General features: G+C 76.2%; 9 protein-coding genes. 3 read left to right on the top strand and 6 right to left on the bottom strand.

From position 1 onward, the window contains the following. Positions 1-174: 174 nt before the first annotated feature. The 3 genes from ACL02U_RS04000 (at position 175) to fes (ending at position 4,739) form a co-directional block, all read left to right on the top strand. The gene (locus ACL02U_RS04000) at positions 175-2,403 is read left to right on the top strand and encodes an MMPL family transporter (protein ID WP_412789201.1); all 2,229 of its coding nucleotides are present in this window, start codon (positions 175-177) and stop codon (positions 2,401-2,403) included. Positions 2,404-2,537: 134 nt separating this feature from the next. Then, positions 2,538-3,203: a DUF2993 domain-containing protein gene (locus tag ACL02U_RS03995; RefSeq protein WP_412789200.1), complete on the top strand. Its 666-nt coding sequence runs from the start codon at positions 2,538-2,540 to the stop codon at positions 3,201-3,203. Positions 3,204-3,464: 261 nt separating this feature from the next. Further along, complete coding sequence (gene fes, locus ACL02U_RS03990; protein WP_412789199.1) at positions 3,465-4,739, top strand: enterochelin esterase; 1,275 nt, start codon at positions 3,465-3,467, stop codon at positions 4,737-4,739. Positions 4,740-4,980: 241 nt separating this feature from the next. Here the strand turns inward: fes and ACL02U_RS03985 are convergent, their stop codons facing one another. Genes ACL02U_RS03985 through ACL02U_RS03960 form a run of 6 tightly spaced genes read right to left on the bottom strand, consistent with a single transcriptional unit; the run spans position 4,981 to position 12,992 of the window. Then, positions 4,981-5,184 carry an MbtH family NRPS accessory protein gene (locus ACL02U_RS03985; RefSeq protein WP_412789198.1) on the bottom strand — a complete coding sequence of 68 codons (204 nt, stop codon included), beginning with the start codon at positions 5,182-5,184 and terminating at the stop codon, positions 4,981-4,983. After that, positions 5,181-9,242 (bottom strand): amino acid adenylation domain-containing protein, encoded by a 4,062-nt coding sequence (locus ACL02U_RS03980; RefSeq protein ID WP_412789197.1) that lies wholly within the window; start codon positions 9,240-9,242, stop codon positions 5,181-5,183. The genes ACL02U_RS03985 and ACL02U_RS03980 overlap by 4 nt, the downstream gene beginning before the upstream one ends. After that, positions 9,239-9,466 carry a phosphopantetheine-binding protein gene (locus ACL02U_RS03975; RefSeq protein WP_412789196.1) on the bottom strand — a complete coding sequence of 76 codons (228 nt, stop codon included), beginning with the start codon at positions 9,464-9,466 and terminating at the stop codon, positions 9,239-9,241. Before ACL02U_RS03975 ends, ACL02U_RS03980 begins: the two co-directional genes overlap by 4 nt. Positions 9,467-9,471: 5 nt before the next feature. Further along, entirely contained in the window at positions 9,472-10,104 is a 633-nt protein-coding gene (locus ACL02U_RS03970; RefSeq protein ID WP_412789195.1) for an isochorismatase family protein, read from the bottom strand. Positions 10,105-10,119: 15 nt separating this feature from the next. Next, a complete protein-coding gene (locus ACL02U_RS03965; RefSeq protein WP_412789194.1) occupies positions 10,120-11,766 on the bottom strand; it encodes a (2,3-dihydroxybenzoyl)adenylate synthase in 1,647 nt (548 codons plus the stop codon). Then, the gene (locus ACL02U_RS03960; protein ID WP_412789193.1) at positions 11,763-12,992 is read right to left on the bottom strand and encodes an isochorismate synthase; all 1,230 of its coding nucleotides are present in this window, start codon (positions 12,990-12,992) and stop codon (positions 11,763-11,765) included. The genes ACL02U_RS03965 and ACL02U_RS03960 overlap by 4 nt, the downstream gene beginning before the upstream one ends. Between the last annotated feature and the right edge of the window lie 66 nt (positions 12,993-13,058).

Genomic DNA, 13,058 nt, shown 5'->3' with positions numbered 1-13,058 from the left:
CGCCCGCTGCCAACGGTCTCCCGCTGCCGGGCAGGGGACCGGCACCCTCCTCGCTGCTGATGCCTCCCGATGCTAACCAGTGCCGGCGCCCCCGGGGCCGGGCGCGCCGGAGCCCGTACATTCCCCGAACAGACGCCCAAGGATCCCCTGACACGGGTGGGTGAGGCTGCGCCCATGACCTTCGCATCGACCGAACGGCCCGGAGCCCTCCACCGCACGGGCCGCTGGTGCGCCCGGCGCGCCCGGCGGGTGCTCGCCCTGTGGCTGGTACTCCTGGTGGGCCTCGCCCTGGCGAACCATCGCTGGGGCGGCTCCTTCGCCGACGACTTCGCCCTGCCGGGCACCGGCTCGCAGACCGGCGCCGACCTTCTCAGGGCGCACGGGAACGGAGCCACCTCGGGCACCGCCGCACAGATCGTGATCGACTCCGGGCGGGGGCCGATCGACGCCCACGCCGCCTCGATCGACCGGGCGGTGGCGAACCTGCGGAAGCTGCCGCACGTGCAGTCGGTGGCCGACCCGCTCGCCGCGCCCGCGGCGATCTCACCGGACGGCGGGATCGCGAGGATCGGCGTCGAGTTCGACCGCAACCCCGCGGGCTTCGACCGCTCCTACGTCGCACGGGTGGACTCGGCGGTCGCACCGATGCGCGCCGACCACCTCACCGTCGAGTACGCCGACCCGCTGGGCAAGCTGGCCGCTCCCAAGTCGGCCGACGGGGTGTCGGAGGGGATCGGGCTCGCCGTGGCCGTGCTGGTGCTGCTGGTCGGCTTCGGCTCCGTCGCCGCCACCGCCCTGCCGCTGGCGACCGCCGTCCTCGGGCTGGTCGTGGGGCTGGCCGGGCTGGGCGTCCTCGCGGCGCCGGTGGACTTCGCGGCCGCGGCACCGACGCTGGCCGCGATGATGGGGTTGGGCGTCGGCATCGACTACGCGCTGTTCCTCTCCACCCGCTTCCGGGCCCTGCTGCACCGCGGTGCGGAGCCCGAGGACGCGGTGGGGCGGACCGTCGCGACCAGCGGGCGGGCCGTCCTGGTCGCGGCCGCGACGGTGGCCATGTCACTGGCGGGGCTGTACGTCTCGGGTATCTCCTTCATCGGCAACCTCGGTGCGGCCGCGGGCCTGACCGTCCTCGTCGCCGCGGCCGCCTCGCTCACCCTCACCCCGGCGCTGCTCGGACTGCTGGGGCGGCGCATCGACAGGCTGCACGTGCGCACCCCGGTCGCCGAACCGGACGGAGAGGCCGACTTCTGGCACCGGTGGGCCGACCGGGTCGGCCGGCATCCGTGGCTGCACCTGGCCGGCGGGCTGCTCATCCTCGCCGTGCTGGCCGCCCCGGTCGCCTCCCTGCACCTCGGCCACGTCGACGCGGGCGGCCAGCCCGTCTCCAGTACCGACCGGCGCGCCTACGACCTCGTCACCGAGGGCTTCGGGCCGGGCGCGAACGGCACGCTCACCGTGGTCGTGCAGCTCGACAGCCGGCAGACCGCGGACCCGGCGCAGCGCCGGGACCTGGCGGGCACCCTGCGGCACGACCTCGCCGCGACGCCCGGCGTGGCCTCCGTGACCGCACCCGTCACCAGCCCCGACCACGTGCTGCTGATCAGTACAGTCACCCCGGCCACCGGCCCCCAGGACCGGGCCACCGCCGACCTGATCCACCGCCTGCAGGACACCACCGTCCCGCAGGCGCTGGCGGGCTCCGGCGCCAACGGATACGTCACCGGAGTCACCGCCTCCGCACAGGCCTTCACCGACACCCTCGCCGAGAAGCTGCCGCTGATCATCGGCGTGGTGGTGGCCGCCGCCTTCCTGCTCCTGCTCGTCGTGTTCCGCAGCCCGGTGGTGGCCCTCAAGGCCGCCGTGCTCAACCTCTGCTCGATCGCCGCCGCGTACGGGGTGGTCGTCGCGGTCTTCCAGTGGGGGTGGGGCGGTTCCCTCCTCGGAGTGGGGGAGAAGGTGCCCGTGGAGTCCTACGTACCGATGATGATGTTCGCCATCGTCTTCGGACTCTCCATGGACTACGAGGTGTTCCTGCTCTCCCGCATCCGCGAGGGCTGGCTGCGCAGCGGGGACAACCGGCTGGCCGTGGCGAGCGGGATGGCGGCCACCGCCCGCGTCATCAGCTGCGCGGCGCTGATCATGACGAGTGTCTTCCTCGCGTTCCTGCTCTCGACGAACGTCGTCGTCAAGATGCTCGCCCTCGGTCTCGGCGTGAGCGTCGTCATCGACGCCACCGTCGTCCGCCTGCTGCTGGTGCCGGCGGCCATGTACCTGCTGGGGAGGGCGAACTGGTGGATCCCGCGCCGGCTGGACGGGATCCTGCCGCACCTCGACCCGGAAGGGCCGGCCGCCCCGGAGCCGGCGGCGACGGCGGCGGGCGCCGGAGCGGGGGCCGCGCGGTGACCCGGCGGACGGACGGCGGGCCGATCACGGCGGCGCGGCGAACCGCCCGGCGTACCGGCACGCCGCGGGCCGCAGGGCCGCGGAAAGGCACGTCGCAGGCCGGCCGGACGGCGCCCCGGCGCCGTCGTCCTGCGGTGACCTGGGCGGTGGTGGCCGCGGTGGTCGCCGTACTCGCCGCCGGAACGGGGGAGCTCGCCGCCCGGCACCTGATCCGCGAACGCATCGCCGGCAAGGCCCCGGGGCTCGGCGACGTCTCGGTGGCCGAGAGCGGGAGCTCGGCCCTGTGGGACCTGCTGCACCGGCACATTCCGGAGGTGGAGGTGAGCAGCGGCGACGCCGCCCTCGGCCCGCTCACCGGGGTCGGTGTCAGCGCGCGGCTCCACGACGTCGCTCTCGACGCCACTCCGACCGTCGCGAGCACGGACGCCACCGTGACCGTGCCCGAGGCGGCGATCGCGGACGCCGTCCGGGCGAAGGCGCCCTCGGTGACGGTGGACTCGGTGACCGCCGACCCCGCCGCGGGCACCCTCACCGCCGCGGTCGGCGCCGGCGGTCTCGGACGGCTGACCCTCGAACCGCTGCTGTCCGACGGGCGGGTGACCTTCACCGCCACCTCGCTGACCGTACTGGGCAGGGAACTTCCGGTGGACTCGCTCGGGCAGGGCGCCTCCGGCGCGGGCACCGGAGACGGGGAGTTCCGCCCGTACCCCCTCGGGCTGCGGGCCACCTCGCTGGCCGTCACCCAGGACGGTGTGCGGATCACCCTGCACGGGGGGCCGAGCAAGCTGACGGCCCGGTGAGCCCCGCCGGTCGGGGGCCCGGCACCGGGTGAGTCCGGCGCCCGGCCCCGGGCCCGCGGCCGCGAACGGGAGCACATTCGTATTAGGTTAGGCTCACCTAATAAATCCGCCCTTGCTGTTCACGCCGACGGGCACCGGCCCTCACCGGCGCCGCGACCGGAACCCCGGGGCCGGGCCCCGCGTGCCCGCCGCCCTCCGGCCGCGGCACCGGCACGGAGGCCGCACCGTGACCCGCGGCGCCACCGACCGGAGTCGCCCGCCATGACGTTCACCGCGCCGCCCGAGGGCGCACCGCACCGCCCGCCGCGCAGCGGACGCCCGCAGCCGCTGCCGGTGCTCGCCGAACCCGCGTTCACCGCTCCCCGCCCCGACGGCCTCGCGGACTTCTGGGCCGACGTACGAAGGCGCGGCACCCCGCTGGTCGGCGGCGACCCGCTCGGCGACCCGGACCGGCGGGCGGTCACCTTCCTGTGGCGGGGCTCGACCCGCACCCGGGCGGTCCAGGTCCTGCCGAACAAGCTGGCGGACCCCGACCGGCCCGCCGGCAACCTGATGCGCCGCCTGCCCGGCACCGACGTATGGCACTGGACGGTGCGGCTGCGGTCGGACTGGCGCGGCACCTACGACCTCTTCGTCGACGAGGGCGGCGGGCCCGACCCCGACGACCCCGGCTACTGGCGGTGGCTGCGCGTCAACCACCGCCCGGACCCCTTCAACACCCGCACGCTGCCGCGGCGCTGGGGCGGCCCGCCGGTCGCCTGCGCCGAACTGCCCGACGCCCCGGACGCCCGGGACTGGCAGCGCCGGGCGGGAGTCCCCCGGGGCACGGTGACCGAGCACGAGATCGGCAGCGGCCACCTCGGCGACCGCCGCCGTGTCTGGCTGTACGCGCCTCCCGGCCCGCCCGGGCCCGGCCCGGCGACCGCCCCGGGAGGGCTCCCGGTGCTGGTGCTGCTGGACGGCGAGCACTGGCAGCCCCGGCTCGGCGTGGCGAACCTGCTCGACAACCTCATCGCCGACGGCCGCATCCCCCCGCTGGCCGCCGTCCTGCCCGAGTCGCTGGACCTGCGCACCCGCTGGGCCCAACTGACCTGCCGGCCCGAGTTCGCCGCCTTTCTGGAGCACGAGCTGCTGCCCTGGGCGGCCACCCGCCTCCCGCTGACCCGGGATCCCGCCCGCACGGTCCTGGCCGGGCAGAGCCTGGGCGGCCTCACCGCCGCCTACGCCGCACTCCACCGCCCGCACCGCTTCGGCAACGCACTCGTCCAGTCCGGGTCGTTCTGGTGGCCGGACGGCCCGGAGGCGGAGTGGCTCACCGGCCGGCTCGCGGCAACCGGCCGCAGACCGGTGCGCCTCTGGCTCTCCTTCGGCGAACAGGAGTGGGTCGCGCTGCCCGCGGCCCGGCGGCTGCGCGAGACCCTCGCCGCCGCCGGCTACGACGACGCCGTGTACCGCGAGTTCAACGGCGGCCACGACTACCTGTGCTGGCGCACCGAACTCGCCGACGGGCTGGTGGCGCTGCTCTCCGCCACCTGAGCGGCGACACCGGAACACGGGCCCGACACCCGCCCCTCCCACGGGCCCCGCACGGGCGGGCGGCCCCGCACGGGCGGGCCACGGTCCTCGGGGCCCGTCCCGGGGGCGCGAAGGGAGGGCCCGGCACGCGCGGGGCCCGGCCACACTGCGGTGGCGGCCACACGAAGGCAGCGGCCACACGAGGGGGCAGCCCTCGTGCGCCGGGAGCCACCCCCCTGGCCCCCCGGCCGCCACCCCCGGGTCACCTCCGGTCCGCGCCGATCCGGGCGAGGCAATCCGCGTGCGGCGCCGGACCGAACACGGGCTGCCAGCCCGGGGGTACCGCCCGCCATGCCGGCCACAGGGACAGCTCCCCGCCGTCGGCGCGCAGCACGAGGCGGCGGTCCTGCTCCTCGGCGGGCGGGTCGGAGGAAGGCGGGTCGAACGGGGAGGGCGGGCCCGTCATGAGTCGAGCTCCTTCAGCCGGGCCGCCAGTACGGCGGCGATCGTGTCCAGTGCGGCCCCGCCCAGCAGCCGGGGGTGGGTGCACTCGACGTCGTGGTTGTCGACGGCACCGCGCACGTGCGGGCGCCACGCCTCCCGGGTCAGCCAGTCCTCCGCGCGCGGGGCGGCCGCCGTGAAGAACAGCATGTCGCCGTCGAAGCGGCGGTGTCGGTGCGCGCGCATCATGCGGGCGTGGTTCGGCACGATGTCGACGATCCGGGACAGGGTCCGCTCGCCGAGCCCGGCCAGCGGACTGCCCGCCCGGCGCAGCGTGGCCAGCACGTCCTCGCGGGTGCGTTCCCCCGCCCGGTCGAAGCCGGCCATCCGCAGCACGGCGGTGAGCGCGTCGCCCTCCTCCGGGGAGGGCCGCTCCCGCCACTGCTCGGCCGGGAAGGCGTCCAGCAGCGCCAGCAGGTCCACCCGCTCACCGGCCTCCCGCAGCAGCACGGCCACGCTGTGCGCGAGGACCCCGCCCACCGACCAGCCCACCAGCCGGTACGGCCCGTGCGGGCGGACCTCCCGGATCCGGGCGGCGTAGTCGGCCGCCTCCTCCCACAGCGTCGCCGGCAGCGGCTCACGGTCGTCGAGACCGCGGGCCTGGATGCCGTACAGCGGCTGGTCCGGCCCGAGCCGGGCGGACAGCCCCGCGTAGCACCAGGCGAGACCGCCGGCCGGGTGCACGGCGAACAGCGGGACGCGGTCGCCGCCGGCGCGCAGCGGCAGCACCACGCCGAGCGCGTCCCCTGCGGCCGGCGCGGCCCCGGCCAGCCGGTCCGCGAGCGCGGCCGGGGTCGGCGCCGCGAACAGCGAACCGATCGTCAGCTCGACGCCGAACTCCTCCCGCACCCGCGCCGCCAGGCGGACCGCCAGCAGCGAGGTGCCGCCCAGATCGAAGAACGCCTCCTCGGGACCCACCCGCGCCGCCCCGAGCACCCCGGCGAACAGCCGGCACAGGGCGGCCTCCCGCTCCCCGGCCGGCTCCCGCCCCGGCCCGGCCGGGGCGAACGCGGGCGCCGGCAGCGCCCGCCGGTCCAGCTTGCCGTTCGGGCCGAGCGGGAACGCCTCCAGCGGGACGACCGCCGACGGCACCATGTGCTCCGGGAGTTCGCGGGCGGCTCCCGCGCGGACCGCCACCGGGTCGGCGCCCCCCGTCACGTAGCCGACGAGCAACTGCTCGCCGGGCCGGTCCTCGCGGACCAGCGCGCAGGCGCCGTCCACCGACCGCTGGGCGGCCAGCACCGCCTCGACCTCACCCAGTTCGACGCGCTGGCCGCGCAACTTCACCTGGTGATCGGTGCGGCCGAGGTACTCGACCTCCCCGCCCGGCGTCCACCGGGCCAGGTCCCCGGTGCGGTACATGCGGCCGCCCGGCGGGCCGAACGGGTCGGCGACGAACCGGGACGCCGTCAGCTCCGGTCGGTTCAGATAGCCGTCGGCCAACTGGACGCCCGCCAGATACAGTTCGCCGGGAACTCCGGGCGGGCAGGGCTGGAGGGCGGCGTCCAGTACGTGCACGCGGGTGTTCCACACCGGACGGCCGATCGGGACCGGGCCGGAGCCGGCGGGATCGCAGGCGTGGTGGGTGACGTCCACGGCGGCCTCGGTCGGCCCGTACAGGTTGTGCAGCTCCACTCCGGGCAGCGCGCGGGCGAAGGCGAGCGCGGTCTCCCGGGGCAGCGCCTCACCGCTGCAGAACACCCGACGCAGACTGCCGGCGCAGGCCGCCGACTCCGGTTCGGCCAGGAAGACCCGCAGCATCGACGGCACGAAGTGGCAGGTGGTGACGGACCGCTCCCGGATCAGGCGGGCCAGCTCCCGCGGGTCCCGGTGCGCCCCGGGCGGCGCGACCACCAGCGTCGCGCCGACCCGCAGCGGCCAGAAGAACTCCCACACGGACACGTCGAACGACGACGGAGTCTTCTGCAGCACCCGGTCCCCGGCGGTCAGCGGGTACGCGTGCTGCATCCAGCGCAGCCGGTTGTCGATCGCCCGGTGCGGCACCACGACGCCCTTGGGGAGGCCGGTCGAGCCGGAGGTGTAGATGACGTAGGCGGGATGGTGCGGGGTCAGGGCGCGCGGCGGCCGCACCGCGGGCGCGCCGGACAGGTCGAGGCCGTCCAGTACGACCAGGGGGGTGCCGGTGCCGTCCGGGAGGCGGCCCGCCCGGTCGGTGACCGCGCAGACCGGCGCGGCGTCGCCGAGCATGTACGCCAGCCGGGCGGCCGGGTAGTCCGGATCCAGCGGCAGGTACGCGGCGCCGGTCTTGACGACCGCCAGCAGGCAGACCACCAGCTCCACCGAGCGCGGCACCGAGACGGCCACGACGGCGCCCGGCCGGGCGCCCAGCGACCGCAGGTGGTGCGCCAGCCGGTTGGCGCGCACGTCGAGCGCGCCGTACGAGAGGGTTGTCCCCCCGAACACCACGGCCGGGGCGTCGGGCTGCCGGGTGGCCCGGGCCTCGATCGGGCCGACCAGGGTGGTGAGCGGCACCTGTCGATCGGTGTCGTTGAACTCCTGCGTGACCAGGACCAGTTCATCGGGTGTCGCGATGCCGGTGGCGGCCGTCGGACGGTGCGGGTCGGCGTGCGCGAGGCCGTCCACCAGATGCAGGAACCGCTCCTGGTGCGCGGCGAGCGCATCGTCGTCGTACAGCGCGGGGTTGGCGTCGTGGTCGACGGCCAGTCCGCGGCCGTCGGCACGGTCGTAGACGTTGACCGTCAGATCCTCGACCGGCCCGGCCGACAGGTTGCGGGCCCTGGCGGGCACCCCCGCGAAGTCCGCGCCGTAGTCGAACGGCATCACGTTGACCAGCGGCCCCACCAGGCCCCGGTCCTCGCCCAGCAGCCCGAGGTCGCGGCGGATGTCCTCGTACCGGTAGCGCTGGTGGCGGCGGGCCGCGCGGACCGCGAGGACCACCTGCCGCACGAGTGCGGCGAAGGTGTCCTCCGGTGCGACCGCCAGCCGCAGCGGCAGCACGTTCATCACCATGCCGGGGACGCGCAGCGCGACCGAGCCGGTGCGGCCCATCAGCGGCAGGCCCAGTACGACCTCGGTGCGCGCCGTGGCGCGGGACACGTACAGTGCCTGCGCGGCGATCAGCACGTCCGGCCAGGTGGCGCGCAGCCGGTGCGCCAGCTCGCGCAGCGCCCGCGTCGTGCCGGGCGAGAGCCGGGCGCTGCGGCGCCGGAACGTCCGGGCGGGCAGCGCGCCCCGGCCGGCGAGCCGCGGCACCTCCGGACGGTCGGCGAACGCGTCCCGCCAGTGGGCCCGGTCGGCGGCGAAGGCTTCCGAGGAGCGGTACGCCCGGTCCTCGGCGACCAGGTCGGCCAGGCCGCCGAACCGGCTCGGGGGCGGTGCGGTGCCACCCGCCAGGGCGCCGTACACCTCGGCGGTGCGTCGCACCAGCAGCGAGTAGCCGTACCCGTCCATGACCAGGTGGTGGATGCGCTGGTACCACAGCCAGCGCTCCTCGCCGACCCGGAAGAGCGCCTGCCGGAACAGCGGTCCGGCCGCCGGATCGCACGGTTCGGCCAGATCGGCCCGCATCCACGCCTCCGCCTCCCGTTCGGGGTGCCGGTGGGCGCGCAGGTCACTCACCGTCAGCGGCAGCTCGGGCGCGGCCGTCAGCCGCTGGTGCGGCCCGTCCGGGCCGTCCTCCACGCGGACCCGCAGGGCGTCCGCCTCCGCCACGACCCGCCGCAGCGCCGCGGCGAACAGGTCGGGGTCGAGGGGGCCGTCGAGCTCCAGGCACTCCGCGGTGTTCTGCGCCGGACTGAGCGGGTCCAGTGCCTGCGCGTACCACATGCCCGACTGGGCCGCGGTCAGCGGCAGCAGCGGGCCGTCCGGGGCCGGACGGGGGCTCCTGCCGGATTCCCCGCGCGACTCCTTGCCGGTGCCGGTGCCGGTGCTGGTGCCGGTGTCGGTGCCGGTGCTGCCGGGACCGGTGCCCGTGCTCGTGCCCGTTTCGGGACCGGTGTCCGTGTCGGGGCCGGTCCGGTCGCCGGCGGGTGCGCCGGTCATGAGACCCCCAGCAGCAGTGCCCAGGCCCGGACGGCGGGCTGCTCGGCCAGGTCGGCGAAGTCCGCGGTGACGCCGTGCTCGCGCCGCCACCGCTCCAGCAGCGTCATCACCCGGACCGAGTCCAGGCCGTGGTCGACGAGGTCCTCGTCGAGAGGGACGTCCGCCGGGTCCTCGCCGAGGCAGTCGGCGACGTCGGCGCGGATCTGTTCCAGGCTGAGGGCCATGCCGCTCAGACCTCCTTCAGGACGGCATCGGTGGTGGTGACGGCCGCGCAGCGGCCGGCGGCCCAGCGCAGGGCCATGTCGTGGTCCTCGCGGGAGAAGTCGGCGACGGCGTCGGCGACGACGAACGCCCGGATGTCCCGCATCCACGCGTCACAGGCCGTCATCAGCACGCCGATGTGCGCGTACACGCCCGTGACGACCAGTTGGTCGCGGCCCCATCGGCGCATCCGCGCCTCCAGGTCGGTCCGCACGAAGGCGCTGTACTTCCACTTGGTGAGCACCAGGTCGCCGGGCTCGGGCGCCACCTCGGCGGGCACCGCCAGCGCCTCCGGGTCGTCGGCCGTCCCGGGCCCCCAGAAGTCGAGCTGGAGACCCCGCTCCGCGGGCGTCTGGCCGCCGCGCTGGGCCGAGTAGACCACCGGCAGGCCGACCCGCCGGGCCCGCGCGCACAGCCGGGCGGTGTTGCCGAGCATGCCGGTCAGCGGCTGCGCGCCGGCCGGGAACGGGGACAGGAAGTGCTGCTGGAGATCGTGCACGAGCAGCACCGCGCGCGCCGGGTCCACGGTCCAGGAGACCCGGCCGGCGGGCAACTGCGCCGCGGTGGGCGGCGGGTAGGCGGATATGGCGGGAAGAGCCATGCGGGTGGGAGCCTTTCAGAGCTGCTCGGTGGTGGCCGCGGCGGACCGCAACCCCTTCTTGCTGACCTTGCCGATGCCGGTCTGCGGGAACGCGTCGACGAACTCGACCAGGTCGGGGACCTTGTACGCGGCAACCCCGTGCTCGCGGACGAACCGTCTGATCTGGACCGGCCGCAGCGGTTCGGCGCCCTCGCGCAGGACGACGTAGGCGAGGGTGCGTTCCCCGAGGTACGCGTCCGGTACGGCCACCAGGGACACGTCGTGCACGGACGGGTGGGCGAGGATGATGTTCTCGATCTCCTCCGCGGCGACCTTCTCGCCGCCGCGGTTGATCTGGTCCTTGGCCCTGCCCTCCACCACCAGGTGGCCGGTGGGGGTGCGGCGGACGATGTCGCCGGTGCGGTAGAAGCCGTCCTCGGTGAACGCGGTCCGGTTGTGCTCGGGCGCCCGCCAGTAGCCCCGCACGGTGTACGGGCCGCGGGTCAGCAGGTGCCCGAACTCCCCGTCCGGCACGTCCCGTCCGGTGTCGTCGACGAGACGGATCTCGTCGTCGGGGGAGAGCGGGCGGCCCTGTGTGGTGGCGATCGTCTCCGGATCGTCGTCCAGGCGCGTGTAGTTGACCAGGCCCTCGGCCATGCCGAACACCTGCATCAGCCGGCAGCCCAGCGCGGGTGGCAGCCGGCGCGCCGCCCGCTCGCTGAACTTGGCGCCGCCGACCAGCACCAGGTCCAGGCCGGACAGGTCGCAACCGGTGCCCGCCGCGGCCTCGGTCCACACCAGGGCGAGCGGCGGCACCAGGCCGGTCATGGTGACGCCCTCCCGCTCGATCAGCGGGAACGCGGTCGCCGGGTCCGGCTTCGGGCACAGCACCACCGTGCCGCCGGCGTGCAGGGTGCCCAGCCAGCCGGGCGAACTCATCGGGAAGTTGTGGGCGGCCGGCAGGACGACGAGGAAGCGGGTGTCCGCGTCGACCCCGCAGATCTCGTTCGAGCCGCGCAGCGAGTACAGGTAGTCGTCGTGGGTGCGCGGGATCAGCTTCGGCACGCCCGTGGTGCCGCCGGACAACTGGAGGAACGCCAACTCGTGCGGGAGCGGGCCGGCGAGCGGGCCGGACGGTGCGCACGGCACGCCGGACAGGGGGGTGTGCCCGCCCGGTTCCCCGGCCACGAACACGTGCCGCAGCGACGGCGCCCGCCGCCGCACCCGGTCGGCCAGCCGCCGGTGGTCGTAGCCCTCGTGCACGTCCGGGATGACGTAGGCGACCGCCTCGGTGAACGCGCAGAAGTGGGCGATCTCGGTGTCCCGGTGCGCGGGCAGCGCGTACACCGGCAGCGCGCCGATCCGGAACAGCGCGAACACCACCTCGGCGAACTCGCCGACGTTGGGAAGCTGGACCACCACCCGGTCACCGCGGCCGATGCCGCGGGCCGCGAACCCGGCCGCGAGCCGGTCCGCGGCGAGGTCCAGCTCCCGGTACGTCCAGGTGCGGCGCTCGGGAGCCGGATCGACCAGGGCGGTCCGCTCGGGATGCGCGGCGGCCCGCTCGCGCAGCATCCCGCCGAACGTGCCGCCGCGCCAGTGACCGGCCGCGCGGTAGCGCTCCGCGAAGGCGGGCGGCCAGGTCGGCGCGTCCACGCCGGGAGTGAGGGCGTCGGCGGTCACAGCGCGGCTCCAGCGGCGTCCAGGAAGGTGCGGAACTTGGCCGCGGTCTCGGCGGTCTCGGCCTCCGGCCGCGACCCGGCGACCACGCCCGCGCCGGCGAACAGCCGCAGGGTGCCGCCGTCGGCCTCCGCGCAGCGGATCGTCACCACCCACTCCCCGTCGCCCGACGCGTCCTGCCAGCCGACCATGCCGGTGTACGGGCCCCGGTCGAAGGGCTCCGACTCGGCGATCACCGCGCGGGCGACGTCCTCCGGCGCACCGCACACCGCCGGCGTCGGGTGCAGCGCCGTGGCCAGGTGCAGAGCGCCGACGGACGGGTCGGCGACCTCGCCGGAGACGGTGGTCGACAGGTGCCACATCGTCGCGGTGCGCACCAGCGTGGGCCGCTCGGGCACCTCCAGGCGTCCACAAAGCGGCTCGAGCGCCGCGCGGACCGCGTCCACCACCACGGCGTGCTCGTGCCGGTCCTTCGCGGACTCCAGCAGGGCCGCCGCCCGGCGGACGTCCTCCGCCAGGTCGGCGCTGCGCGGCGCCGAACCGGCCAGCGGGTTGGCGGTCACCCGGCCGCCCTGCCGGGCGACGAGCAGTTCGGGGCTCGCCCCGACGAGGGTGCGCCCCCGGCCCGTGGGCACGGCGAAGGTGTAGCCGCCCGGGTCGCGGCGGGCCAGCCGGTTCAGCAGCGCCGGCAGGTCGGGGGCGTGCCGCCCGGTCAGCTCCAGGGTGCGCGCCAGGACCACCTTGTCGAGTTCCCCGGCCCGCATCCTGGCCACCGCCGCGGCGACCGCCGCCGTGTAGGCCTCGGGTGCCGGCCGCTCGCGGACCCGCCAGGCGTCTCGGGCGGCGGGAGCGGGAGCGGGCAACGCCACCAGCGGGTCCTCGCGCAGCGCGCCGGCCCGGCGCACCTGCTGCGGGACGGCCAGCGCGGACGGCCCCCGGGAGGAGAAGGGGAGGGCGCCCAGGACGAGCGGGACGGCGTGGCCCGGGCGGCGCAGACCGTCCAGCAGCGTGCTCACCCGCTCGGCCAACGGTGCCGTCCCGTGGGGTACTTCGGCGGCGGTGCCGTGGGCGAGCAGGGTCTGCCGCGGGGTCGCGAGGAAGCGGTCGGCGCCACCCCGGTAGGCGTCGAGCAGGGCGGTCGCGGTGCCGGGCGGGGTGCCGGGCCGGGCGCTGCGGGGCGGCGCGGACGCGGCGGCGTCGGGGCCGGGTGCGCGCAGGGAGGCTGTCATGGTGACTCCAGGCGGGAAGCGGGGGTGGGCGGCGGTGATCGGCGGGCGGGGTCGGCGGCCGGCGTC

It is taken from the genome of Streptomyces sp. MS06 (genome assembly GCF_047200655.1).
Lineage (GTDB): Bacteria > Actinomycetota > Actinomycetes > Streptomycetales > Streptomycetaceae > Streptomyces.
The sequence above is the reverse complement of the archived record's forward strand: the minus strand, read 5'-3'. Positions and strand labels throughout refer to the sequence as shown.